At 47.6% G+C, this 25810-nt stretch carries 19 protein-coding genes; 10 read left to right on the plus strand and 9 right to left on the minus strand.

The window, feature by feature from the left end; translation table 11 throughout:
- Positions 1-34 precede the first annotated feature (34 nt).
- The 3 genes from pta to SHD_RS06290 all read left to right on the plus strand — a co-directional run bounded on the left by pta (position 35) and on the right by SHD_RS06290 (position 3856).
- The gene (pta, locus tag SHD_RS06275; RefSeq protein WP_039977696.1) at positions 35-2188 is read left to right on the plus strand and encodes a phosphate acetyltransferase; all 2154 of its coding nucleotides are present in this window, start codon (positions 35-37) and stop codon (positions 2186-2188) included.
- A 458-nt stretch (positions 2189-2646) separates the two neighbouring features.
- Positions 2647-3081: a hypothetical protein gene (locus SHD_RS06280; RefSeq protein ID WP_023266330.1), complete on the plus strand. Its 435-nt coding sequence runs from the start codon at positions 2647-2649 to the stop codon at positions 3079-3081.
- A 613-nt stretch (positions 3082-3694) separates the two neighbouring features.
- Positions 3695-3856 (plus strand): hypothetical protein, encoded by a 162-nt coding sequence (locus SHD_RS06290; RefSeq protein ID WP_235056944.1) that lies wholly within the window; start codon positions 3695-3697, stop codon positions 3854-3856.
- A gap of 89 nt (positions 3857-3945) precedes the next feature.
- On the opposite strand, the gene SHD_RS06295 is transcribed toward SHD_RS06290, so the two are convergent.
- The gene (locus SHD_RS06295) at positions 3946-4857 is read right to left on the minus strand and encodes a class I SAM-dependent methyltransferase (protein ID WP_023266334.1); all 912 of its coding nucleotides are present in this window, start codon (positions 4855-4857) and stop codon (positions 3946-3948) included.
- Positions 4858-4863: 6 nt separating this feature from the next.
- Entirely contained in the window at positions 4864-5970 is a 1107-nt protein-coding gene (locus SHD_RS06300) for an AI-2E family transporter (protein WP_023266335.1), read from the minus strand.
- A 97-nt stretch (positions 5971-6067) separates the two neighbouring features.
- Between SHD_RS06300 and folX the strand changes: the two genes are divergently transcribed.
- The 3 genes from folX (at position 6068) to gltS (ending at position 9186) form a co-directional block, all read left to right on the plus strand.
- The gene (gene folX / locus SHD_RS06305) at positions 6068-6436 is read left to right on the plus strand and encodes a dihydroneopterin triphosphate 2'-epimerase (RefSeq protein ID WP_023266336.1); all 369 of its coding nucleotides are present in this window, start codon (positions 6068-6070) and stop codon (positions 6434-6436) included.
- Between the two features lie 69 nt (positions 6437-6505).
- Positions 6506-7396, plus strand: coding sequence for a TIGR01777 family oxidoreductase (locus SHD_RS06310; RefSeq protein ID WP_023266337.1), 891 nt, complete (start codon positions 6506-6508; stop codon positions 7394-7396).
- A 566-nt stretch (positions 7397-7962) separates the two neighbouring features.
- On the plus strand, positions 7963-9186 hold the full coding sequence (gltS, locus tag SHD_RS06315) for a sodium/glutamate symporter (protein ID WP_023266338.1): 1224 nt from the start codon (positions 7963-7965) through the stop codon (positions 9184-9186).
- A gap of 86 nt (positions 9187-9272) precedes the next feature.
- Here gltS and lepB read toward each other — a convergent pair whose 3' ends face one another.
- The 3 genes from lepB to SHD_RS06330 all read right to left on the minus strand — a co-directional run bounded on the left by lepB (position 9273) and on the right by SHD_RS06330 (position 13504).
- The gene (gene lepB, locus SHD_RS06320) at positions 9273-9935 is read right to left on the minus strand and encodes a signal peptidase I (protein WP_023266339.1); all 663 of its coding nucleotides are present in this window, start codon (positions 9933-9935) and stop codon (positions 9273-9275) included.
- A gap of 314 nt (positions 9936-10249) precedes the next feature.
- A complete protein-coding gene (locus SHD_RS06325; protein WP_023266340.1) occupies positions 10250-12751 on the minus strand; it encodes an ABC transporter permease in 2502 nt (833 codons plus the stop codon).
- A 3-nt stretch (positions 12752-12754) separates the two neighbouring features.
- Positions 12755-13504, minus strand: a complete 750-nt coding sequence (locus SHD_RS06330; RefSeq protein ID WP_023266341.1) for an ABC transporter ATP-binding protein — start codon at positions 13502-13504, stop codon at positions 12755-12757.
- A 52-nt stretch (positions 13505-13556) separates the two neighbouring features.
- On the opposite strand from SHD_RS06330, the gene SHD_RS06335 reads away from it, so the two are divergent.
- Positions 13557-14156 carry an arylesterase gene (locus SHD_RS06335; RefSeq protein ID WP_023266342.1) on the plus strand — a complete coding sequence of 200 codons (600 nt, stop codon included), beginning with the start codon at positions 13557-13559 and terminating at the stop codon, positions 14154-14156.
- A gap of 144 nt (positions 14157-14300) precedes the next feature.
- Complete coding sequence (locus SHD_RS06340; RefSeq protein WP_023266343.1) at positions 14301-15368, plus strand: DUF3083 family protein; 1068 nt, start codon at positions 14301-14303, stop codon at positions 15366-15368.
- Positions 15369-15468: 100 nt separating this feature from the next.
- Here the strand turns inward: SHD_RS06340 and SHD_RS06345 are convergent, their stop codons facing one another.
- The gene (locus tag SHD_RS06345) at positions 15469-16200 is read right to left on the minus strand and encodes an AcvB/VirJ family lysyl-phosphatidylglycerol hydrolase (protein WP_023266344.1); all 732 of its coding nucleotides are present in this window, start codon (positions 16198-16200) and stop codon (positions 15469-15471) included.
- A 7-nt stretch (positions 16201-16207) separates the two neighbouring features.
- Positions 16208-18760 carry a bifunctional lysylphosphatidylglycerol flippase/synthetase MprF gene (mprF, locus tag SHD_RS06350; protein WP_039977697.1) on the minus strand — a complete coding sequence of 851 codons (2553 nt, stop codon included), beginning with the start codon at positions 18758-18760 and terminating at the stop codon, positions 16208-16210.
- Positions 18761-19196: 436 nt separating this feature from the next.
- Here mprF and SHD_RS06355 point away from each other — a divergent pair, with 436 nt between their 5' ends.
- The gene (locus tag SHD_RS06355; RefSeq protein WP_023266346.1) at positions 19197-21929 is read left to right on the plus strand and encodes an SO2930 family diheme c-type cytochrome; all 2733 of its coding nucleotides are present in this window, start codon (positions 19197-19199) and stop codon (positions 21927-21929) included.
- 136 nt (positions 21930-22065) lie between these two features.
- Positions 22066-23250 (plus strand): SO2930 family diheme c-type cytochrome, encoded by a 1185-nt coding sequence (locus SHD_RS06360; RefSeq protein ID WP_039977700.1) that lies wholly within the window; start codon positions 22066-22068, stop codon positions 23248-23250.
- A 138-nt stretch (positions 23251-23388) separates the two neighbouring features.
- Here the strand turns inward: SHD_RS06360 and SHD_RS06365 are convergent, their stop codons facing one another.
- A complete protein-coding gene (locus tag SHD_RS06365; RefSeq protein WP_023266348.1) occupies positions 23389-24420 on the minus strand; it encodes an AraC family transcriptional regulator in 1032 nt (343 codons plus the stop codon).
- A gap of 193 nt (positions 24421-24613) precedes the next feature.
- The gene (gene sohB, locus SHD_RS06370) at positions 24614-25630 is read right to left on the minus strand and encodes a protease SohB (protein WP_039977702.1); all 1017 of its coding nucleotides are present in this window, start codon (positions 25628-25630) and stop codon (positions 24614-24616) included.
- Positions 25631-25810 lie beyond the last annotated feature (180 nt).

Consider the following 25810-nt stretch of genomic DNA (forward strand, 5'->3'; position numbering starts at 1 on the left):
ACTCTGCCAAAAACCATCGAACTTAGAGGTTTTTATGTCTCGAAATATTATGTTAATCCCCATAGGCACAGGAGTTGGCCTGACCTCCTTAAGCCTAGGTATGGTGCGTGCATTAGAGCGCCACGGGGTAAAAGTCCAATTCTTTAAACCCATTTCCCAGCTACGTCCTAATGATAATGGCCCAGAGCGCTCTACCACGATTTTAAGCAAATCGCCCACGGTTAATCCATTAGAGCCCTTCGATATGGCCCATGCCGAAGCACTGATCCGCGCTGACCAAACTGATGTGCTGATGGAGCAAATCATTGCCCGCGCCGCGGAATGCGCCAGCAACACCGAAACCCTGATTGTTGAAGGTCTGGTACCTACCCGCAACCATCCCTTTGCCGATGACGTTAACTACGCTATCGCCAAGGCAATGGACGCGGACGTGATTTTCATTGCCACACCCGGCAGCGACACGCCAACAGGCCTGATGAACCGCCTTGAAATTGCCTACAACTCATGGGGCGGCAAAAACAACAAACGTCTGATTGGTGCAGTGATCAACAAGATTGGTGCACCGGTGGACGATGAAGGTCGCGCGCGCCCAGACTTATCGGAAGTGTTCGATCATCAAGGCGTGCAACGCTCTGATGCGTCCATCATGTTCCAACTGCCGGGTAAGAGCCCACTGCGGATCTTAGGTAGCGTGCCTTACAACCTCGATTTGGTCGCGCCACGCGCATCGGATCTGGCTAAGCATTTACGTGCCCGCATTCTCAATGCCGGCGAGATGAACACCCGCCGCCTGCGTAAAGTCACCTTCTGCGCCCGCAGTTTGCCCAATATGGTCAACCACATTAAGACAGATTCACTGCTGGTGACTTCAGGCGATCGCTCCGATGTGATTGTGTCAGCGTGCCTTGCCGCCATGAACGGCGTGAAGATTGGTGCCCTGCTACTGACGGGTAGCTACGAGCCAGAGCCTGAAATTCTGAAACTGTGTGAACAGGCCTTCGAGACAGGTTTACCAGTATTCCTCATCGATACTAACACTTGGCAGACTTCATTAAACATCCAACGCTTTGACCACGAAGTACCGGTGGATGATGCAGTGCGTATCGATTTAGTTCAGGAATACGTTGCCAGCCATATCGACCAAAGCTGGATTGAAAGCGTGACCAAAAACTCTCCAAGGGAACATCGCTTATCACCTCCAGCGTTCCGTTATAAGCTCACCGAACTTGCGCGCGCCGCCCACAAAACCGTGGTGCTGCCAGAGGGTGATGAGCCACGTACCATCAAGGCCGCCGCGATTTGTGCCGAACGAGGCATTGCGCGTTGCGTGCTGTTAGGTAAAAAAGATGAAATCTTGCGTATTGCAGCCCAACAAGACGTAGTACTTGGCGAAGGCGTTGTGATTGTCGACCCCGATGATGTACGTGATCGCTATGTTGAACCAATGCTCGATCTGCGTCGCAGCAAAGGCCTGACTGAAGTCGTTGCCAAAGAGCAGTTAGAAGACAACATGGTGCTCGGCACTATGATGCTGGCGCAAAACGAAGTTGATGGTATCGTCTCTGGCGCGGTAAACACCACGGCCAATACGATTCGTCCGCCGCTGCAACTGATCAAAACCGCACCGGGTTCTAGCCTTGTTTCTTCTATCTTCTTTATGTTGATGCCAGACCAAGTGCTGGTTTACGGTGATTGTGCGATTAACCCCGATCCTAACGCTGAACAACTGGCCGATATCGCCATTCAATCGGCAGAATCTGCTAAAGCCTTCGGCATCGAACCAAGAGTGGCAATGATCAGCTACTCAACGGGTAACTCTGGTACTGGTTCGGATGTGGATAAAGTGCGTGAAGCGACCCGTATCGCGAAAGAAAAACGTCCTGATCTGGTTATCGATGGTCCACTGCAATACGACGCGGCCGTTATGCCAAACGTGGCTCGTTCTAAAGCGCCTAACAGCCCTGTTGCGGGTCAAGCGACTGTATTTGTGTTCCCAGATCTCAACACGGGTAACACCACCTACAAAGCAGTACAGCGTAGTGCTGACCTCATCAGTATTGGCCCAATGCTGCAAGGCATGCGTAAGCCTGTGAACGACTTATCCCGCGGCGCCTTAGTGGACGATATCGTCTACACTATCGCACTGACGGCGATTCAAGCGTCACAAAACGATGCTAACAAAGCCTAATATACTCAGCTAAAGCATCATCACAAAAGCACTGACCTGTTCAGTGCTTTTTTATTCCCGCTGATAATCCGTTGTAAAATGGGCAGCATTAAACGCTTAAAATATCCACAAAACACCATGAAAATGCTATTTCTTGAAAATCACAGGTTGTGAATAGACTGAGAAAATCTAAGAAAATATCCACAAGGAAATGGTAAAAGAAGCAGGCTTCAGAAAAGCGTCACTTTTTAACCAGCAAATAAAACAATATACAATCAGCAACTTAAAAAGTATCCATCTAGTCTTCAACATGGTTTTCCACAGATTCTGTGGATAACCCAATCGAGCAATTCTTTAAGATATGCCATAAGCGGCAGTTCAGAGTCAAGGTATTTTCGGCAGTGACCTCCATTATTACAAAACTTGAACATGACCGCTAAAATCGCGATACTCATGACAAATTCCTATAACGAAAAGCCATGAGAACCTTATTTTTCCTTTCACTATTGTTTTTGTTTGGCTGTGGCGAGCCTGCAAATACAGAGCAACCCGTGCTAACACCAGAAGAAGTTAGCCTTGGTTTTTTTAGTGCGATTTATGTTGAGCGAGATGTCGAAAAAGCCAAGCAGTATGTCAATGAGCCGCTCAAAGAGGTACTCACCCACTACTATATCGCGGCCGCGGTACAACGTAATGTGCTTAGCCTGTCGATGACCAATGTCGAAATGGAAATTGATGATATTGATATCGACTTTTTCCGTAAGTTCACCAAAGACGTCATGGTAGTTGTCAAAATGAAGGGCTTAAAGGGCGGACAACCTTGGATTGATGACAGAACGATTCGTTTACATAAAATCGCAGGCAAGTGGATTATCGTCGAGATCATGCCCGAAAAACGTAAGGTGAATGGTTAAACGATTTATCACTCCCTTCAGCTTGATATCCAACATCAGATAAAAAAATCGCAACCCTAAGGTTGCGATTTTTTTGTGCTTGTATTTGTTACTTCAGACTCAGAACCCGTACTGTAATTGTTGGCTTACAGAACTTATACCGCTTCTTCTTCGCTCTGTTCAGGTAAAGACGTCATTACATCGTCTTTAACTTGGTAGTAAGCGTTTTCGTATTCATGAACTTCCATAACAACTCCTGCTCGATTTTGTAAGGTCGCAAAGGCATGCCGTTCTATGCTGACATTTTGCCCATGAGGAAAGGGAATTTCCGTGGCGCTGAGTATATCAAAGCCAGAACAGCAATTACAGAAAACTTTCAGTTTTGTTTCGATTTAAAAGATAAAAATGGCTTTAAAGGCTAAAAAAGCCTTTAAAAAGTATAGATAGCTGAAAGTCTTTCAGTTTGCATAGCCATAATGAGCTTGCACACAAAGCATCCTGTGAGACAGACATAATCAGCTCTACATTAATAATGGTGCGAATAGAAGGTCGATTGAATGCTTTCATGAGTGTTAAGCCGCAAAACTCACCATCCAATCCAGCCATAGCTATGATTGAGATATTGGAGTTCCATATGTTTATCGTTCGAATGAATATCCCACTCGATGCAAAGGATAAGTTAGATGCTGGTATTTCAATGCTTATGCTCGGAGATACGCATAATGTCAGTCTTGACATTGAACATCATAGGCAATCGCAACGCTCTGAGTGGTTAGGTTATTCACTGGCTTGGTAGAGGATAACAGGATAAAGCGCGAAGTAGCATCATAAACGCCATCATAAGGCCTATCTAGCTCTTATTATGGCGTTTTATGAGGAGTGGCTTTAAGCCTTTAAGCGGTAACGCAGCACCTTTAATGATTTCTCCTCAGAGACATCAACAAAGGCGGCGGGATTGGGTAAGCGCTCAAGGTATTCGAGTGCAGGCGCGGCGTCTTCTACTTGCTGACGTAAAAACTGGGTATCGAGTTCCGGCGCATTTAAACAGAGTAACACTTCGGCATTCTCGGCTAACAACTCCGGTAAATGCTTGATCAAACGCACATAATCCTTAGTCGCCACGAAACTGCCCTTTTGATTACTCGGCGGATCGGCAACCACTATGTCATAGGGGCCTAACTTACGTAACTTACCCCAAGACTTAAAAATATCGTGCCCTAAGAAGCGGGCACCCGCGCTAAAGCCATTCAGCAGATGATTTTGCTTGCCTATGGCTAACGCCCCTTTACTCATGTCCATATTCACTACTTCATCGGCACCGCCCTGCAGTGCTGCCACCGAGAAACCACAGGTATAAGCAAACAAATTCAGCACTTTCTTATGGCGTGCATGGGCCCTGACCCATTCACGGCCGTTGGCCATATCGAGGAACAAACCGTGGTTTTGTCCCCGCAATAAATGAACCTGAAACTGGGCGCCGTTTTCGGTAACCACATGGGGATCGGGCACCTCACCCACCAGTATTTGGCTAAAGGTTTCACCACCACTACGGTATTGATACACCAAGTTTAGCGGCCGATTGGGCTGTATCGCTTGCCAACGTGCTGTAATCGCCTGTTGGCACCGGGTCAACTCGGCCGCATCGAGGGGAATAAAACTGGTCAATAACAACACGGGCGCGAACCAATCTAAACAAAGATGTTCACAGCCTGGGTAATAACCGCCGCGGCCATGGAATAATCGCGCAGCATCCTCACCGACTTCAATCGTCGCCAGTGCTTCTATAAAACGTTGCATTATCTACTACTTATTATCTGTTGAATGGGTATCGACAGGTTCAGAAATCGGAGCGATGCTTGTCGATTGGCCCACCAGTTTATCATCCACATCGTCGGATAATAATATGGCTAACCAGCTACCACTCTTGCTGGATTCGAGGGCGATTTTCACCACCATGGTTAAGGGTACCGACAGCAACATGCCGACCGAGCCCAACAACCACCCCCAAAAAATTAACGATAAAAACACCACTAAGGTAGAAAGCCCAAGACCGCGACCCATAAATTTAGGCTCTACTACGTTGCCCATTACCATATTGGCCCCAACGTACAGCAGCGCAGTTCCGCCCGCAGCTGCGGGGCCTAATTGGATAAAGGCCAACAACACGGCGGGAATGGCCGCAATAATCGAGCCGATATTGGGAATATAGTTGAATAAAAAGGCGATAACAGCCCAAAGCAGCGCGTAATCGACTCCTATAAACGCAAGCCCCACGCCGACAATCAAGCCCGTCGCTAAACTGACCAAGGTCTTGATCACCATATATTGATTCACCGATTGCAGAAAACGGTCAATCTGCTTTAAACGCATATCCGGATCATCCAGTGCCAAATGCAGTTTTTTCGGCAGAGACTGCGCCTCAAACAACATAAAGACGATGGTCAGAATGATCAGGAACAAATTTGCCATCACATTGCCGACACCCGAGAGCATATTGGTGGTCATAGACAACGCCATGCCGGGGTCGAAATAGGCCAGCACTTGCTCCTTGGAGATTTGGATATTTAGCGCCTGCAACTTATGCAGCACCCAGGAAAACTGCTCCACCAGCTGATCGCGATACTGCGGCAACTGCTTTGAAAACTCATTAATAGAGCTGCCCACTAGCGAAGCCAGCCACAAGCCCATCAACACGATAAAACCCATCAACAGGATCACGGCGAGCCATTTAGGTACGCGGTATTTGGTCATCAAGCCAATCGCCGGATTACAGATCACCGCAATAAAACTGGATAGCACAAAGGGAACAACAATCGGGCTGGCGGCCTTTATCCCTGCCAAAATAATCACCACAAAGGCCATGACGGCAAAACCTTTGTAAGCGGCAGACGGCGTATTGGAACGTGTCATGGCGTAAAAATCCTTCTTGATCTTTGATAAAGTTGTTAGGCTAGCCCAAGAAAAGTCTCAAACTCAATCACCTAAGCCATAAAACTAGATTGTCATTATGAAACCAGAAACCGCGATTATACGCATTAAAAACTTAAGACTGCGCACTTTTATCGGTATAAAAGAAGATGAAATCCAAAATCGGCAGGATGTGATCGTCAATGTCGTCATCCACTACTGTGCCGACAAGGCGCGCAACAGTGATAATGTCGACGATGCGCTGAATTATCGTACGATCACAAAAAAAATTATTGAGTTGATTGAAAACAATCGCTTCTCACTGCTTGAAAACCTCACCAGCCAGACACTAGCCATCGCCAGTGAGCACCCTTGGGTCGAATTTGCCAGTGTCGAAATCGATAAGCCCCACGCCCTGCGCTTTGCCGATTCGGTGTCGATGGAGTTGTGTTACCAAAAGCACCAATAGAGTGATCCCCACTCGCCCGTTATCGTATATTGCTTATAATCATAGAAAACTATCACCAAGGACTCGACGATGAAGATATTGATAACGGGTGCAAGTGGGTTTATTGGCCAGCAATTAGTCACCCATTTAGCCAATCAACATGAATTGGTTTTGCTGACCCGCCACCCCGGCAGCAGTCGGCAATTATTAGGCCCCCAGCACCAATATCTAAGTACCTTGGATGAAATTGATAATTTAAATCATATCGATGCAGTAATAAATCTCGCCGGCGAGCCCATTGTTGCTAAACGTTGGAGCGCGCAGCAAAAGCAGCGCATCTGCGATAGCCGCTGGAATACCACAGCAAAGCTTAGCCAACTAATTTTGAACAGCAGCAACCCGCCCAAGGTAATGATAAGTGGTTCTGCCATCGGTTTTTATGGCCGCCAAGGCGCCATCCCCATTGATGAAACCGCGGCCCCACATCCCGAGTTTAGCCATGAGATTTGTCAAAAATGGGAGCGATTCGCACTAGAAGCCGCCAGTAAAACCCGCGTCTGCATCCTACGCACGGGTATAGTACTTGGCCATGGCGGCGCACTCGCAAAGATGTTGCCGCCGTTTAAATTAGGACTCGGTGGACCGATAGGCCACGGCTGCCAAGGCATGAGTTGGATCCACATTCAGGATATGGTGGCGCTGATAGACTTCTTACTCAACCATGACGAATGCGAAGGTATTTTCAATGCCACCGCGCCCAATCCTGTCAGTAACGCCGAGTTTGCCACCACCCTAGGCCGAGTGTTAAATCGCCCGACCTTTATCACGACCCCAGCCGCTATGCTGCGACTCGCCATGGGCGAAATGGCGGAATTACTTATCGAAGGACAATTTGTGCTTCCCAAACATGCGCTCGATGCGGGGTTTAGTTTCCGTTTTGAGCGGCTCGAACCTGCACTAAGGGACGTACTCGCGAGTTAATCGCTTTTTTCGACTCCAGCATTTTCGGTAACAGGCTTGAGAATAAAATGTTACCAGGCGCGTGAGACTGGGTTAACGCCATGCTGAATAATGGCTTGAAAATCAGAGATAAAAATCCCCTAAGGCGATTTATTTATCGATTTGGTTTTAGGCGATGCTGCGCTCGCATCTGGCAACAGCCGAAAAACATAAATGCAAAACAATGATTTTAAAGACAATTTAACGACAATAACGCATTTTTCTGTTACACTCTCCGCCTCTTGCTTATCGCTATTGACGTGTTAGCGCCTGCACTGAAGCACAGTTAACGCTCCAAGCAAGTTCATTATCTTCAGTATTCGCCCCCTCTGTGGCGATACTGATCAACCACACCAATACGGTTCATATTCGCGCTTAATACTCCTTCTCCAACCTTGGGGATTGACAAGAATCTGTCCTTAGATCGCGCGTTTAACACTTAGCATTAGTCAATGCTAAATAACGAGATGGGTCGCCCTCACTCAGCTTTAGTACAGCCTGCTTGAGTACAGCGGTATTCCCACACAAACCATTTTTAAGGAACTATCATGCACACCACTTATACAATTGGCGAACTAGAGTCGTTCTTAATTGCTATCTTCGTGCTGTTTATTGGCCATTCCATCAATCGCCATGTGCGTGTTTTTAGACAATACAATATTCCCGAACCTATCGTAGGCGGGCTGGTCGTCGCCGCCGTCGTGGCCTTTTTACATTTCCAAGACATCACACTCGCCTTTAGTTTACCCATGCAAAACACCTTAATGCTGATTTTTTTCAGTACGATAGGTTTGTCGGCAAACTATAAGTTACTGCTCAGTGGCGGCAAAAAAGTGTTTATCTTTTTAGGTGTAGCGTCTATCTATATCGTCATTCAAAATGCGGTGGGGGTGAGTCTTGCCAGCCTCCTCGGCTTAGATCCCATCTTGGGCCTTATCGCCGGCTCGATTACGCTGTCAGGCGGCCATGGGACTGGCGTTGCTTGGTCACAAACCTTTGCCGAAAACTACGGGATTAATACCTTAGAGCTCGCGATGGCGGCGGCCACCTTTGGCTTAGTCATGGGCGGCATTATCGGCGGCCCCGTAGCGCAGCGATTAATTGGCAAACACAATCTAGTATCCAGCTACGGCATGGGCCGTAAGCACCACGCCACACATCCACAACTGGTGACCTATGATCAGCTCGAAGAGGACCAAGTCACCGCCAAGACAATCATCGAAACCCTGTTTGTACTGCTGATCTGCGTCGCAGGCGCGAAATGGTTTACTGTGTTTGTTAGCGAATATCAGCTGAATTGGCTCAAGATGCCGGACTTTGTCTATGCCCTATTTCTTGGGGTTATCATTGCCAACATCACCGAAGTGACCCGAGGTTATAAACCCCATACCGAGAGTATCGATGTAATAGGTACGGTGGCGCTGTCGTTATTCCTGTCTATGGCCTTGATGAATCTCAAGTTGTGGGAAATTTTGGATCTGGCGATCCCCTTACTGATTATCCTGTTGGTACAAACCGCAGTGCTGGCGGTATTCGCCTATTTTGTGACCTTCAAAATTATGGGTAGCAACTACGACGCGGCGGTGATCACCGGCGGTCACTGTGGCTTTGGTATGGGCGCCACTCCTACGGCGGTGATGAATATGGGCGCACTGGTGTCACGCACCGGCCCCTCGCCTCAGGCCTTTATGGTGGTACCGATTGTCGGCGCCTTCTTTATCGATATAGTTAATTTAATTGTATTGCAGGGCTACCTCAGCTTTTTGATGTAAGCGTACAACGCTTCGTAATCACATAAAAATGGCGCCGATAAGGGCGCCATTTTTATATCTCGTTAAGAGTGTAATTTTAATAAAAGTTAGAACGCGCGCATCATGCGATCTGGCCGTGGCAGATAATAATCGTTGTAATCCAATGAGAAGACCACTGAGCTTGAGCGACCAATAATCTCCTCTCTGGGCACAAAGCCTATGACTCTTGAATCGGCACTGTTATCTCGATTGTCCCCTAGCGCCAAATACTGGTTATCAGGCACCGTAACAGGGCCAAAATTAGCCAGCGGTGAGGGCTGCGGATTGAGGCGAATACTGTGCACTATGCCGAGGAGCTCCTCCTGCCACTCGGTGACATTCGCCGGCGCATAGGCACTTAATGCTTGCGATGTATAAACGAGTGGTTTGCCATTTAAATACAAGCGATTATCCCGCATCATCACAGTATCACCGGGTACGGCAATTACCCGCTTAATCAGCTTTTTATCAGCCTTTTTAGAGTCGAACACGATAATCTCCCCACGAGTGGGGTCTGCAAGTTTAACGAGTGGAATATGGGTAAAGGGCACTCTGATATCGTAAGCCATCTTATTCACTAGAATACGGTCGCCCTCGACAATCGTCGGCAACATAGAACCTGTCGGCACTGTATTCCAATCGGCCACCGCACTCCTAAACACCAGCATTAGGCTGATAAACAACAAAAAGGAGCGATTATCTCTAAGTAATGTTCTAAGTTTTTTAAACATTCTGTTTATCTCCCTAAGGCCAAAATCCAGCAATCTTCTCGTTTGATGAAAGTGCTAACTTATCAATTGCCAGACGTAAGCAACTCATGCTCGTTAAATAGACTCATCAATCTCGGCGAAGTTCTTCGCAGATAACATCTTGGCTTTTTCCATTTGTAAGCCAATGTGACAAATGCGCAAGCTTAGGCTCAGGCTAAAACACTCAAATAATTGCCATAAAAAAGCACTGGTTTAGGCCAGTGCTTATTTTTTACATTTTGATTTTACATCTGATGGTGTTGCGGCATTCGCCTTAAGCCCAAACAGGCCTCATCTTAAGCGCCCGCTTTTAATAATTCGGCGCAGGATTGATTGAGTAATTGGCGGCAACGCCAAACACCCAGCAATGCAACTAACAAGGCACCGCAGACAGGGGCAATCCCCCACCATGGCCAGTGCATATACACATTGAGCTCAAACACTTGGGTCTTTAACAAATACAGCGCAAACTCCGCCACTATCACTGCAAGCACCCCGGCGATGCCTCCGAGTAACGCAAACTCGAGCCCAGTGGCGCTACGCAGTAACCAACCCGAGGCGCCAAAGGTGCGCAGCACAGCGAGTTCACGTTGGCGCGTGGCCATTCCCGCCTCGGTTTGCGCAATAAGCACTAAAGAGCTTGCCAGTAAGACGAGGACCAAGACCAGCGTCAGCGACAGAGACACCTGCTCAATAATTTGTCGCAATTGCCCCACCATGGCGCCGACATCGATAATCGACACAGTAGGAAACTGCTGGATAAGCTCGAGGATCACTGTGTTCTTTGATGCATTATTCCCTAGCTCATCCGGCTTTCTGTCGTCGAGGTAGAAGCTTGCCATCGAGGTATAGGCAAAGGGCGCCAGCGCTTCTTGAGTGAAGATCATAAAGAAGTTTGGCTGCATGGTTTCCCAGTGCACAGCACGGATACTGGCGACCTTGACTTTAAGCTCTTGGTTATCAATCATATAAGTCAGCGTATCGCCCAATTTTAGCCCTAAACGCTCGGCAACACCTGACTCGACAGAAACCTCATCCGCCGCCTGATTAAAATGCCCTTCAACTAACTCATTGTTGGCGGGTAAGCTATTGCGCCAGGTGAGATTAAGCTCGCGGGAAATCCCGACTCGTCCCTTCTCTCCCGCCTCAGCCTGCTCGTTAGAGATCAAGGTTTCACCATTGATTTGAGTCAAGCGGCCGCGAATAACGGGATAGATATCCGTCGCTGCTATGCCCCTTTGCGCCATAAAGTCATTTAATGGCTTAGCATCATCGGGGGCGATATTGACCAAGAAATAGTTAGGCGCATTCTCGGGCAGCTGTTTTTGCCACTCGTTTAGTAAATCTTGCCTCAGGGCCAAAATGGTCAGTAGCAATACCAAGGCCGCACTAAAGCCCACCAGTTGCACCGCATTTTGCCGCGCGCGGCGGCGTAACCCCGCCAGTGCCAGTTGCAAGGGATTGGTGGTTTTCATGCCGACACTGTTGCCAAGGCGGATCATCACAAAGCCTAAAATACTCAGCAATACGCCGAGTAGCAGCACAGCCGCGACCACAGTCAGTGTCAGCGCCCAGCTTTGGGAATACAAATATCCCAACAATGCCATCGCCCCTAAACTTAAGAGTAAATGCAGCCACATGCCGAGCTGCAAGCCTTCGAGTTGCCTTTGCAAAACGCGCAGCGGCGGAATCGCCAGTAAACGCATTAAAGGATAGGCCGAAAACATAAAGGCGCTGATAAGCCCAGTGCTGATCCCAAGCAGCAGCGGCCGCGTCAACGGTGGCGAATAGGCAGCGATTTCAGGGGGTAACAGTTGATTAATGCCTAAATCCAGCAGTGCCCCACCTATAAGCCCCAGCACAATGCCAAACAGCGTCACCAGCAGCAAATGGATACCAAACAGTCGACGAATTTGTGTTGATGAGGCGCCAAAGGTTTTAAGCATAGCCACCACGTCATAATGACGTTGGCAGTAACGCTGGGCGGCAATCCCAATCGCGGCGCAGGCCAGCGCAATACCGAGCAGGCTTGCCAGCAATAAAAAACGCTCCGCCCGTTTCACCGCGCCCGCTATCGGTGAGTCGCCGGACTGCACATCGACCCAGCGCTGGGAATTATTTAGCAGCGGTTTAACGCTATTTTCAAAGGCGCTTAAGGCGCTTTCTGCACCCGCAAATTGATACAGATAGGTCACTCGGCTGCCGGGTTGGATAACCCCAGTCTTGGCGACATCTTCTATCCGCATTAATACCACGGGGGAAGAAGCAAACGGATTAAAACCCGCATCGGGTAAGCGGCTGATTTCTTGACTTAAATGAAACTCACTGTTGCCCAATTCCAATGTTTTCGGGTATCCCAAGAGTCCCCCTAAGCGACTCTCGAACCATACCTCATCAGCGTGGGGCAAGCCTTGGGCTTTAACATCTTGGCCATTGTCCGCTTTAAGTTCGATATCTCCCTTAAGTGGATAACCAGACTCAACCGCTCGCACTGTGACTAATTGAAACTTATCCCCCGCATACACCATGGAGTTAAATTGCATATTGGTCACATGCTTAAGGCCAAACTCGTCGGCCTTGGCCAGAATGCTGGCGTCAAGTTGAACGGGAGAGTCGATAATACGATCGGCGGCGATAAACTGGGTCGCCTGCCCGTTGATTGCGACTTGCAAACGCTCGCTGACCCGCGCAAGACCGCTAACCGATAGCACCGCCAAGGTAATGGCGAGGATAATCAATAACAACTGCCCCTGTTGCAGCTCGCGCTTAAACAGGCGCCATGCCAAATTAAGCTCCATGGGTTAGGCCTCCTTGGCGCTTAATTCAAGGCTGTCATTCATGCTGTACGATTGAGCCGAATCTAACTCTTCCTGCAAGTGGCCGTTATCCATAACCAGTTGCCGCTGGCAGCGTTTCGCCAGTTGCAAGTCGTGGGTAACTAAGATGAGCGTGGTGTGGCTCTCTTGGTTGAGCTCAAACAACATATCGGCAATTTTATGGCCGTTAACACTGTCTAAATTGCCGGTTGGCTCGTCGGCAAATAGTACTTTAGGTTCACAGATAAAGGCGCGGGCAATGGCCACCCTTTGCTGCTCACCGCCGGATAACTGTTTAGGTAAATGGGTCAAACGGTGGGATAACCCCACGCGCCCCAGCATGGCCTCGGCCTTCTCCTTGGCATTTTTTACCCCAGCTAGCTCGGCCGGCAGCATCACATTTTCGAGGGCGGTTAAGGTATCAACTAACATGAAAGACTGAAAAATAAAGCTCACTTTTTGCTTACGCAGCGCGGCTTTCTGTTCTTCATTGAGCGGTGATAGGGCTTGGCCATCGAGCCAAATCTCCCCCGACGTGGGGGTATCGAGCGCGGCGAGTAAGCCAAGCAATGTCGACTTGCCCGAGCCGGAGGGGCCTAATATCGCCACACTTTCCCCCTGCTTGACATCTAAGTTAATGCCCTTGAGGATAGTGAGCGAACCTTCCTGAGTAGTCACCGATTTTTCGAGGTTAACAACATTGATGGCACTGTTTTTTGAAACGACGTTAGACATAGGATCCTTCTTATACAAATCGTTCTTGCGTCAATCGCTAAGATGCAAGCCGATGGCAAAGGCCGTGAGCGCCTGCATCCTGTTAAGTCTGTTTATAACCACGCCAGTTCAGGCGGCGAAAGTATTGATCCTCGGCGATAGCTTAGGTGCCAGCTATGGCATGTCGGAACAAGTAGGCTGGGTGGCGCTGCTGCAAAAAAAATTACCCGAGCATGAATTTACCAATGGTTCGGTGAGCGGTGAAACCACAGCGGGCGGTTTGCGTCGTTTGCCTGCGCTGCTCGATTCAGTAGCCCCCGATTTAGTGGTGGTCGAACTCGGTGGTAACGATGGTTTACGTGGATTCCCCCCAACGCAACTCAAAAATAACCTAATCCAAATCATTACCCTAGCTAAAAATAGCGGTGCTAAAGTGCTACTGACCGAAATCATGGTACCGCCTAACTATGGCCCTCGCTATACCCAAAAGTTCACCCAAGTGTATCAAGAGATTGCTAAAGACGAGGAGATTGCATTAATCCCCTTCTTTATGCAGGAGATTGCGCCCTATCCTGAGTTGATGCAAAGGGATGGAATTCATCCCAATGAAAAGGCCCAAGAGAAGATAGCCACTTGGATGCAACCTTGGATTGAAAAAGCATTAACTCAATAAAATCGCTGCAATTTTAAGCTAATAAACAGCTTGCTGATGTAAACTTGCATTTAAGCGATAAAAACATGCTCCAACGCAACATTAACGCCTGAGATAAACAGTAAAATTCGTGTTAGCAAATGGTTAACCCAACAAGGAGTCAATATGTCCCTTAGCCATCAGCAAAAAGTGTACATACCCAAGGAAGCTCGTACCAACCAGTACATCACCGCCGAAATTAAAGTCACGGATGAATTACTGGCGCAATACCCCGATTACCATAGCTGTTATCAAACCTTAAGCCGCATTATTTTTAACTTGGCAGAACAACACGATCTCCGTAACGTTCATGTGATCACTAACGATAAACTGCCAGTCGTGCGTTACCACACCGAAGCCTATTGTTTCCAAACCGCTGAACAAATTCTGTTTTTTTACAATCCTGCCTATCACGAGGCACAAAACCTGTTTACCGAGGATAACTACCGCGCCCGCAAACTGCGTATTGTATTCTTAGCGACTGGCGATGAGATCCGTAGCAACTCGGCTAATTTCCATACTCGAGTACGGGAACTCCTAAACGAATTAATGCCTAAGCTGCCGATTAACGATCTTAAGGTGAAGATCCGCGACCACCAGCATTTATCCTATGATTTATTCGCTAAATCAAAAGGTAATAAAGAAACCTATGGCTATAAACTCAGAGCCATCGCACCAAGATACAAGGCCAGAAAATGTGACCTGCCGGAAAATGTTAGCTCACTCACCTATGTCACCGTCAGTCTGCCGCTGAGTCGCAAACTCAAACAAGGTTTACTCCCCGACTCTGCAACAGACTTTAGCCCGTTATATCAACATCTTGAAGATAACTTCCTCAAGGCGGCTGCCAATAAGCAATTAACGCGATTGGCTATGATCGCCAACGGCCTAACCCCCTTAGTTCGTAACAGTAAGTTTGAGAAACTCGACAGCAAGGCCGAAGTGCAAATGATCGGTTTTGACCCTAACGCAACCGAGCAGCAAGTGATCCGACGCTGGGATGCCGACAACTTAGTCGAAGCCGCGCATTTTACTATCGTCGCGGGCGCCAAGGACTGTGATGACTCAGGCTATGGCCGTTTTATGAATAACGTCGAAGCCACACTGAAAACCTTTGCCGCCGAGATTGGGCTAGATCCAGAGCGTGAAGATCTCGTGGTGCGCTTCCACCAGCACATTAGCTACCAGCTCTAGTCATTCGCTGTAGCACAACCTAAAACAAAGGGCGCATCCGCGCCCTTTTTATCTTTTATTCCAAAGCATTAGTCTTATCAATGCTATGCGCTAAAGTGCGCTAACTTGGCTTTAGCCAGCCTTTTATCAGCTTGACCACTTTATCGTAGTCATCGTCAAAACTGTGGCCACCGCTTAACTCCATCACAGTGACATTGGGCTGCTTGACCGCAGGGCATAAATGCAGCGGCGCATCGTCCTCTTTTCCATAGAGGCAAAGCATAGGCACAGTGGTTTGTTTGTTCACTTCGGGCAAGGTTAAGTAACGGGCCGATTGATTATCCGAGGTGACCATCTCGCTCACATGGATTTCAAAATCCGAGGATTGTGAAGGAGAGAGCAGCACAGCGCCCAAGATATTCTTCCGATACCGTGCGGGCATCTCATTTAGCACAAAGGGAATGACTTCAGCCCCGAAGGAATAGCCAATTAAAATCACTTTTTGCGTGCCAAATTCCGCCTGATACTTGTCGATGATTGCTAAGGTATCTTGGGTGACATCTTTGGGATCTTTTTGTTTCCAATAGTATTTCAGCGAGCTCCAGCCGACGACTGGCCAGCCCTGCTGCTGTAAAATGCCCCCAACGGCTTTATCGAGTGTCGCCCAACCGCCATCGCCACTCAAAAAAATCACCAGCGGTGGTTTGGTATGGGATGACGCAGCGTTTACCTGAGTTGATGGTTCGACAGGTAACAGAGTCAGCCCTAGATTATCGGCAAACTCATCGGCAAAGGCATTAGCAGTTGAACATAACAGTAAAACGCTCAGTATCTTGATTAAGGATTTCGTCATCTCGCACCTACTTTTTAAATACGCCAGTTGCACCACGACTCGTTAAGGTCACTAAACTACCCAGCACTACGGGTAAAGAGAGTCCGCCATAACAAATCAAATACTTAGCTTCCCATCTCGGATTAAACTTATCCTTATACCTTCTAAGCCCCTGAAAGTTGTAAAATTTATTCCCCTTCTTATAAACCGTTTTGGCAAGCTTGGTCCAAAACGGCACTATGGCTCTATCTGTTAATCCAGACATGGGCGCCATGCCAAGATTAAACTGCTGATATCCTTGCTGTTTGCCCCAAAGCAGCAGCTCAGTAAACAAAAAGTCCATTATGTTGCTGCCCGATAAATTCGGCAGATAACGCATCAAATCAACGGAAAACTCCATTTTGGCGGCACTGGCCCACACATTGGAAAAGGCCACCAGCTCGCCGTTCAAATACACTAAGGCCATTGGCGTGGCACACAGGTAAGCGGCTGAGAAATAACCAACCGAAAATCCCTTTTCTCGCCCCTGTTTAGCCTTAAGCCAACTGGTTGAAATAGCCTCTAATGTTGGCAATAGACTCTGCACCTCACTGGCATCGATAAGCTTAAAGCTCAAGCCTTCCCTTAATGCCTTGGCATGGCTCTGTCGCAAACTGCGATACTTGCTTGACTGCAACTCAAATTCCGCTAAAGACACTATGGCCTCTTCGCCGAGTTTATACAGGCTCAACCCTTGCTCTAAAAAGTGAGGTAAATACTTTTGCGTCACTTGATAAAACACAGGCCAACCATCGTAGGCATCACACTGCTCGCGAAACTGCCACAGGAGATCATCAAATTTATCTTGATTACCGATAGGATCGCCCATCACCACCCAGCAATGTCCGGCGCGGGCATACATTAAGAAGGCATCTTTATCTTCATTAAATAACAGCGACTTATCTTGTACTAAGGCGAGATAACCATGGCTACTCGGTGCATCGGCAACAATTCCCATGGCGCAGCTCAAGGCTGAACTATCTAGGCGACGGGTATCGGGTTTTCGCACCGCAAGTACATAACGAATGGCAAAGCCGAACAGAATCGCGAGGGCTATCGCACCACCCCGTAACGCGCGGGACACATGGCTATCCTGCGAGAAGGTTAACCAGAGCGAATGGTCATACTCCACATCTTGGTAGGCAAAAAACAACACCCACACCATTAAAAACAATGCTGCGGCGAGGGACAATAACCAGCCGAAGGAATATTTAACGCCCACAATCGAACCTTGGCGATAAAACACCTGTTCACAGGGCAGCATTAATAAATAGATTAGACCGAGCGCCAGGGAAATCTGCCACTCAGCGCCCTTAAGCACAATAAAAACAATGGCTACTAATAACAACTTTTGGGTGAGTACAAAGGCTTTTTGATAACGCTTAAACAAGCCATGGGATAATAACAGTAGCAAAATACCACTGGCACTCAATATTAAGCTCGACAATTCGACTATCGGCAGCGGCACTATCTCCCCTAGCCAATGATATTTGTGCATAATGGAAGGGTTAACCACTGACAGCAATAAAACTAAACCAACGGAAAACACACTAATGCTTAATAGTGACGGCAATAACTGCCTGACAATATGTAAATCAATATTTATCTTAGATAATTTATCCTTGTTATTTAATACCAAGCCCACCACAAAATAAATCAGGGCCAGCATAAAAGGCACAATATAATAAATGACCCGATACACAATGACCGAGCCCAGTATTTGCTCAACGGGTAAATACTGAGATAAGGTCACTGTAACTACAGATTCAAAAACACCAATCCCCCCAGGCACATGAGCAAGTACCCCGATGGCATTCGCCACAAAGAAAATACTAAGCACTTGAAGGTAACTTAATCCATCTACCGCAGGCAGCAGGCAATAGAATAATGTTCCCACTACTAACCAATCGAGTGTCGAGACCACAAACTGCTTCAACGACTGAGGCAATTCGGGAGGCGCAAACTCAAACCCTCGAAAATAAATAGGTTTTTTACGCCACAGGCTAAAAAGAAAATACCCTACTACGCCGAGCAGCATCAGAACGCCAAACACTCGGCTCAAGGAAAATAACCACGTCGGCAATGGTAAATTAGCCAGTTGCTGCGCTGGGAAGTTAATCAGCGCGATACCACAAATAAAGAATAATCCGAGGAAAAATGTCACCGAGCAGGCAAGCACTATTTGAGTAATCTGATTACCGCTTAACCCTAACTCTGAATAAAACTTATAGCGTATCGAAGTGCCTGTGAGTAATGAAAACCCTATGGTATTGGAAAAGGTAAAGGCTAAAAATGAAACGGGAGCGACTTTTTTATAGCTTAATGATGAGCCAAGTTGTTTAATCGCAAGATAATCATACAGGGTTAAGATTAAGTAGCTTGTCACTGTCAGTGCAATTGCAAGCGCAAGCTGTGAAAATAAAAATAATTTAACCTCAGCCAAAATATCATTTAATTGATAATCCTGCTCAAGGTTATACAAAAGCAATAACGAGACTGTGAATATTATTAAGCTAATAATCACACGAATGCGTCTCCCCATTTTCATCTCCACGTATTGTTAAGGGGCAAATCAAGTTTAATGACCATTATGAATAAGGTATTAAATTTGAATTAATTTTAATTTATTATTAAGCGCTATTTTAGCGAAAGATTTTTAACATAGTGATTTTTGAGTGGCAATAAAATTAAGCATTATCTAGATGATGTTTTATTCATCTTGTAACAAGTATGTTTTAATTTGCATTAATAATATCAAACTGCCTTATCTGAACATAAAAACACCAGAAAGGGTATTCAGTTCCCCCAATGACTCACCCATATTTTGGGTTGAGAATGTTGAGCTTAAATCGAGTCGCGTAAAACCATCTCCCCTTACCGCAGCGATGACTTGCACCATTTTGGCCATATTTCACATTGCCTTTTTCAGCTCCGAGCGCATCCTGTTAACGAAATTATAACAAAAAGCAGGAGCACCTATGTTCAACAAGACGATACACCCACTCTCACGCAAGGGCATTAAGGCAAAATCAACCCAGCTCTGGCCGAGCAACTCCCACAGAAATATAACTCAAGGTAAAGCGAATTGGCTGATGCCGACAGGGGTCGCCCTACTGATGGCTTTTAATCTAACAGGTTGTTTTTCTGACGATGATCCAGCACCAGTGGTGACACCACCTGTAGTTCAGCCCCCTGAAACAGGACCAACCTTCCCCGAAGGCGCCATCAAAATCCCCGCGGGCGATAACCTCACAATGCGTATCCAAGAAGCCTTAATCAACGCGCAAAGTGGTGCAGTGATCGTGCTTCCTAAAGGCACCTTTAATATCGATTCGACATTACTGTTCGATGGTGACGTGGATGGGGATGGCAGCTATGCCAAAAACGTCACTATCATGGGCTACGGGATGAAGGACACTGTGCTTAATTTCTCTCAAGCTAACTCGGGTGATGGGATTTTCGTTCAGAATGCGCTGAACATTACCATTCAAGATCTGTCGGTCAATGAAGCCAAAAACAACGGTATCAAGCTTAAAAATACCAATGGCATCATACTGCGCCGTGTGGGGGCGGTGTGGGAAGGCGAACTCGACAAAGATAACGGCGCCTATGGTCTGTATCCCGTTGAGTGTGAAAACATTTTGATTGAAGACAGCTATGTCCGAGGCAGTGCCGATGCGGGCATTTATGTCGGCCAATCCCAATATATTGTGGTGCGCCGCAATATCGCCAAGGAAAACGTTGCGGGGATTGAAGTCGAAAACTCTAAATATGCCGATGTGTATGACAACGAAGCCATGGGCAACACTGGCGGGATTTTAGTGTTCGACTTGCCGATCAACAACCACAGATACGGCTCTAGCGTGCGGATTTTCAACAACAAAGTGTATGACAACAACACGCCTAACTTTGCCAACGCCTCGGCCAACCCCGCAGGGGTGCACATAGTGCCGCCGGGGACTGGGGTGATTGTGCTGTCTACCGCCGATGTGGAAATCTTTAATAACGAAATTACCCACCACGATACCTTAGGCGTAACAGTCAGCAGTTTCTTTATTGCAGAACCCGATATGACCTCCTTTGTCGGCAACTATGGGCAACCAGGTCAAGCTATTGAAGACGGCTGGCGCCCAGTGCCGCGCAATATCTACTTGCACGACAACGTGATCACCGACTATGGCAGCAAGCCTAAAGGTTATTTAATTCAAGATATTATCCGCGCCTATGTAATAAGCCACGGCACCTTGCCCGGCGTACTCTACGACGGCTTAGGGGAAATGCTTGCCAATAACGGCACAGCCGCTTACCTCGGTTTGAAAGAGGCCCCCTTTGCCGCAGATGGCAGCGATAACGTCTGCGCCAGTGATAACGGTGATGTGTCCTACGGCAGACTCTATGCCAACAGCAACACCGACATCAGCATCGCCGATGTGCAATACGAGAAAACCCAGAACAACCTGCTGAAATGTACTCAGGTGAGTCTACCCGTACATACCGTCACCTTCGCGGGCCAAGTATTTGGCTGCGGGGTTGACGATAATACCGCAGGTTGTGATGGCGGCGTGCTCGTTGGCGGTGGTGGTACTATCGGTGAAGGTGAAGGCGGTTTAGTGGGTGATGGTGACCAAAGTCTTTGTCAGGCGACGGGTTCAAACGTCAGTTGGGATGCGCTGCTTAAAGCAAACTGCCCTAAACTGTCGGATTACAACCTGTTCAGCGATGCTAAAAACCCCACGGCAGGGCCCAATTCGGGCGGTGTCCCTTATGATCTTAACACTCAGCTCTTTACCGACTACGCCAGTAAATACCGCTTTGTGTATTTGCCTTCGGGACAAAAAGCCAGTTACTCCGAAAACGAAGCGTTTGATTTCCCTGTGGGTAGCGTCATCGTTAAAACCTTTGCCTTGCCAAGCGATACCAGTAAGCGCGGGATCAGCAACGAGAGTTTGATTGAAACCCGTCTGCTGATCCATCGTCCAACAGGTTGGAGCGCCCTACCCTATGTGTGGAATGCCGATAAGACAGATGCGACTCTGGCGAAAGCTGGTGCAATTAGCAGCCAAACCTTAAGCCATAAAGGAGAAAGCCTCACCTTTAACTACATGGTCCCGAGCATGAACCAATGTAAACAGTGTCACCAGTTTAAGGCCGATGACAACAGCAACGCCGTGTTTGTGCCAATTGGTCCTAAGGCGCGCCATTTAAACCGCAATTACAGCTATCAAGATGGCACCATGAACCAACTGCTGAAATGGGAAAGCCTAGGTATTTTGCATGGATTACCAAACCTGAGCCAAGTACCACAAGTGCCCGCCTACCACGATGGTGATGAAGCCACAGTCGCAAGCTTAAGCGATACCGCATTAATGCAAACGGCTAAGGGTTATCTCGACATCAACTGCGCCCATTGCCATAGACCCGAGGGCAACGCCTCTAACACAGGTCTTAAACTCGAGTACTGGCGTGGCTACAGCGATGATGCGGGTTTCTCCCACGGCACCTGTAAATCGCCAGTCGCCTATGGCGGTGGAAACTTAGGTTTTGACGTAGTGCCAGGCAATGCCGCAGAGTCCATCATGCACTTTAGAATGCAAAGCACGACCCCAGGCGATCGTATGCCTGAAATTGGTCGCAGCTTATCCCATGATGAAGGTGTAGCACTGATTAGTGAATGGATAAAACGCCTGCCCGCGGCAAGCTGCTCGCACTAGCGTTATCGGTAACAGTGGGTGAAAGCAGGCTTGCAATCACCCACTTGCTTACCACGCCAAAGCAGATCAATCCTGACAGAGAAGGCCGACTTAGGCCTTCTTATTTCAAGCAACAACTTAAAGAGCGGATAATCCGATGACAAACCGCCTAACACTCATCGCAATCTTCAGCTTAACGATGTTAGTAACAGCCTGTGGCGGCGGTGACAGCCAAAGCAACGATAATGGCCAAACGCCGACTCCGCCAACGACACCGACTGTACCGACAACGCCTGCCAGTTTGTGTGTGAATACAACAGGGCAAGTTAACTGGCCCGCCTTAATGGCAGAGGACTGCCCAGAATTAAGCCAATACGGGCTCTTTATCGACCCCGCAACCCCTACCGCGCAGCCGCAAGCACCGGGATTTGGTTATCAGCTCGCCACCCAGTTATTTTCTAACTATGCCAGTAAATACCGTTTTATCTATTTACCCGCAGGCAGCAGCATGCAATACCAAGCGCAGGAGGCATTCGAGTTTCCAACTGGCACCGTGCTGGTCAAAACCTTTGCTCTGCCACAGGATACGGCTATCACAGGCATAGCCAACGAAACCATTATTGAAACGCGGCTATTGATCAAACGCTCCCAAGGCTGGACGAGTCTGGTTTATCAATGGCAACAAGGTGAAGCAAAGCTGCTTACCGCGGGTGCAAGCGTGCATCATACCCTGATTAATCAAGGTCAAAACCAAAGCTTCGATTACAGCATACCGAGCCGCGCCGAGTGCAAAATTTGCCACCAAATCAATCAAGATAACAGTAGTCAAATCATTCCGATTGGCCTTAAAGCCCATCTCTTGAATCGCGATATCATCGACCAAGGGCAAAGTATCAACCAACTCAGCCTGTGGGCCAAACAAGGCAAGCTTGAGCAGTTACCCGAGTTAAGCCAAGTCGCTAAAACCTATACCATAGACAACCGCCAAGCCGATTTAACCAGCCGCGCTAAGGGTTATTTGGATGTAAACTGCGCCCATTGCCATAGCGCCAAAGGCTATGCCAGCATCTCAGGCTTACGCCTTGGGTTTTATATCGACCACACCAGCTATCAATATGGGATCTGCAAACAACCACCCGGCTGGGATGGCGGCGCTAAAGGACTCGATTACGATATCGTCCCAGGCAATGCCGACCATTCGATTTTGCTCTATCGCCAAACACTGTCAGAACCCAAAGATCGCATGCCGCCCATCGGCCGCAATCTTGAGCACCAAGAAGGCGTGGAATTAATTCGTCAATGGATAGATTCACTGGCACCGAGTTTAGGGAATTGTACTTAGATGGATGACTAGCGGTTATCAACACTTAGGAGAGATACAGGCATATGGCTGTATCTCCAACCAACCGCCAAATGATTTAACTATGACTTTAACGGCAAAACTGCGGCTTCAAGGGCAAGGTTCAGTCAATCGCCTTACTTAGTTAGCCCGTTCACCACCATTCAGCTGACTAAAATACCCGGGCGGATGGCCAATCCAATGCTTAAAGGATTGACGGAAATGGCTCACATCACTGTAGCCTAAGGTCTCGGCAATCGCCTCAATATCAAGCTCGTTAGCTAAAATCAACTCGACCGCCCTTTGACAACGCACCTGATCGATTAAGCGTTGATAACTCGAGCCAAGCTGTGCCAGCTTACGCCGAAAGCTGCGATCGCTCATATGCAGTTGCATCGCCATGTCATCTAAATGAAGCACTTGGGGAAAATGCTCACGAATTGCTGCCAGTACGGTTTCGATAAAAGATGTGGTCGAGACATAAGCAGTATTTTCGGCGTAGGAAAGGAAAGGGTAATTGATAGCAAGTGAAAGATAATTAAGAGAAATACTCCATTCATAATATTCGCAATCAAACTGCACTTGAGCACCCGTGGCTTCGCTTAAAAAACGGCTGTCACGGACAGGTTCCGCCAAATTGATTTGCTTAAGCATAATCGCCTCCCCTGTGAGCTCTCTGGCAAGCCCTAACAGCGAACCAATGCTATGCAAGAACTGGAATCCATATTGTGCTTGGTCGATACGACCAGTATTGAGCCAACGAATACAAATACCGTCTTCTTCAAAACGTACTAAAGTATCGGTAAAACTGCCGACTAAACGGGGATGATTGAGCACAAACTGCAAGCAGGCCTGTAAGGAAGTCAACTGCGCCAGATGGGGTAAGAGCACATCTAAACTACTCACCCGATAGCTCAGGCCTAATTTGGTTCCAATATCGGGATTACCAACCCGCATACGCAAAAACTCCATCGCATATTCTACCTGCCATACATAAACAAACTGGCAATGGTTAAGCTCTGCTTGGCCAACGCCAATGTGAGCACACACCTGCTGTAAGGCACTTTCACCTAACTCCATGGCAATAAAATCAAGAATATTGCGTAATTCGAATGCGGGATAGGTTTGATCACCCACCATCAGGTTCGTCTTGTAGTCGACGCGCTGTAACATGGAAAATCCTTAATATGATTTGTTCAGCTTTTAATTCCCTAGGTGATTAGTTGTATAAGATCTCACTTAATTTGAATAGTCTTAAACCAAACTTAATGTTAAAAAAATGTGTTTTTTATTTCATACTCAAATTCAAACAAAAACGCCTGCATATTCGCAGGCGTTTTCTTCAGGATTAAATCAGCTCGTCGGCTTACATGGGACGATTTTTCTCAACTAATCGATTAAAAATCGCATTGACCGATAAGGACGCACCATGGGCGATTTTATCGGCCAACTTCTTGCGGACCTGATAACGCAATTTATACACAGTACGTTCTTTTGCTAACTGCATTAACACATCATCACTGGTTGAAATCGCATCGATAAGGCCTAATTCAATCGCCTGTTGGCCGTACCAATGTTCACCCGTGGCGACCTTTGCTAAATCGAGCTGAGGACGATATTTACTCACAAAAGCTTTAAACAACACGTGGGTTTCTTCCAGCTCCTGCTGGAACTTCTGTCTGCCTTCGTCAGTGTTTTCACCAAACACGGTTAAGGTGCGCTTAAAATCACCGGCCGTGTGTTGCTCGTAGTCGATTTCATGTTTCTTCAATAGACGGTTGAAGTTAGGCAACTGGGCAACAACACCGATTGAGCCAACGATAGCGAATGGCGCGGCATACACTTTGTTTGCCACACAGGCCATCATATAACCACCGCTGGCGGCGACCTTATCCACGCAAATCGTTAATGGGATCTCAGCCTGACGCAGGCGGTCAAGCTGGCTAGAGGCTAAACCGTAGCCATGCACCATACCACCGCCACTCTCGACATTCACCACTACTTCGTCGCCCTTTTCGGCAATGGTTAAAATTGCGCTGATTTCTTCCCGCAGTGAAGCCACTTCGGCGGCATCAATACTGCCTTTAAAATCAATAACAAAAACTTTGCCTTTGCGGTCTTCTTCGGCCGATTTTTCCTTGGCCTTTTCGTCAGCTTTCAGCTGCTTTTCGTAGGCTTTAAACTGCTTCTTCGACAGCAGTTCTTCTTTCAAACTGTGTTTGAGATCTTCCAGTTCTTCAGAAAGGTTAGTGATCCTCAGTTCACCTTTATCCGATTTGTGCTTCACCGTGGACGCGAGCACCACAATGATCACAGCAACAATCGCAACCACAATCGTCACGGCTTTCGCCAAAAACATGCCATATTCGTATAGAAATTCCAAAGTACTCTCCGTTGGGGCCCAAGGTGATCCGGTTTAGTGCGCGCTATTCTAACAGCCTAAAGCGCCATAAAAAAACCCAGCAAAGGCTTAATGCAGATCGTTTTAAATAGTTGAACGATCTTTCAAGGGCTTCATAATCAGCCGCAACCTAAGTTGCGGCTGATTTTTTTATGTCTGAAT

Origin of the sequence: Shewanella decolorationis S12, assembly GCF_000485795.1 — a bacterium.
Classification (GTDB): Bacteria; Pseudomonadota; Gammaproteobacteria; order Enterobacterales; family Shewanellaceae; genus Shewanella; species Shewanella decolorationis.

What these genes read in the sequence shown, in the direction of transcription:
- pta (WP_039977696.1), top strand. Translation starts at nt 35, where the DNA reads ATGTCTCGAAATATTATGTTAATCCCCATAGGCACAGGAGTTGGCCTG.
- SHD_RS06280 (WP_023266330.1), top strand. Translation starts at nt 2,647, where the DNA reads ATGAGAACCTTATTTTTCCTTTCACTATTGTTTTTGTTTGGCTGTGGC.
- SHD_RS06290 (WP_235056944.1), top strand. Translation starts at nt 3,695, where the DNA reads ATGTTTATCGTTCGAATGAATATCCCACTCGATGCAAAGGATAAGTTA.
- SHD_RS06295 (WP_023266334.1), bottom strand. Translation starts at nt 4,857, where the DNA reads ATGCAACGTTTTATAGAAGCACTGGCGACGATTGAAGTCGGTGAGGAT.
- SHD_RS06300 (WP_023266335.1), bottom strand. Translation starts at nt 5,970, where the DNA reads ATGACACGTTCCAATACGCCGTCTGCCGCTTACAAAGGTTTTGCCGTC.
- folX (WP_023266336.1), top strand. Translation starts at nt 6,068, where the DNA reads ATGAAACCAGAAACCGCGATTATACGCATTAAAAACTTAAGACTGCGC.
- SHD_RS06310 (WP_023266337.1), top strand. Translation starts at nt 6,506, where the DNA reads ATGAAGATATTGATAACGGGTGCAAGTGGGTTTATTGGCCAGCAATTA.
- gltS (WP_023266338.1), top strand. Translation starts at nt 7,963, where the DNA reads ATGCACACCACTTATACAATTGGCGAACTAGAGTCGTTCTTAATTGCT.
- lepB (WP_023266339.1), bottom strand. Translation starts at nt 9,935, where the DNA reads ATGTTTAAAAAACTTAGAACATTACTTAGAGATAATCGCTCCTTTTTG.
- SHD_RS06325 (WP_023266340.1), bottom strand. Translation starts at nt 12,751, where the DNA reads ATGGAGCTTAATTTGGCATGGCGCCTGTTTAAGCGCGAGCTGCAACAG.
- SHD_RS06330 (WP_023266341.1), bottom strand. Translation starts at nt 13,504, where the DNA reads ATGTCTAACGTCGTTTCAAAAAACAGTGCCATCAATGTTGTTAACCTC.
- SHD_RS06335 (WP_023266342.1), top strand. Translation starts at nt 13,557, where the DNA reads ATGGCAAAGGCCGTGAGCGCCTGCATCCTGTTAAGTCTGTTTATAACC.
- SHD_RS06340 (WP_023266343.1), top strand. Translation starts at nt 14,301, where the DNA reads ATGTCCCTTAGCCATCAGCAAAAAGTGTACATACCCAAGGAAGCTCGT.
- SHD_RS06345 (WP_023266344.1), bottom strand. Translation starts at nt 16,200, where the DNA reads ATGACGAAATCCTTAATCAAGATACTGAGCGTTTTACTGTTATGTTCA.
- mprF (WP_039977697.1), bottom strand. Translation starts at nt 18,760, where the DNA reads ATGGGGAGACGCATTCGTGTGATTATTAGCTTAATAATATTCACAGTC.
- SHD_RS06355 (WP_023266346.1), top strand. Translation starts at nt 19,197, where the DNA reads ATGTTCAACAAGACGATACACCCACTCTCACGCAAGGGCATTAAGGCA.
- SHD_RS06360 (WP_039977700.1), top strand. Translation starts at nt 22,066, where the DNA reads ATGACAAACCGCCTAACACTCATCGCAATCTTCAGCTTAACGATGTTA.
- SHD_RS06365 (WP_023266348.1), bottom strand. Translation starts at nt 24,420, where the DNA reads ATGTTACAGCGCGTCGACTACAAGACGAACCTGATGGTGGGTGATCAA.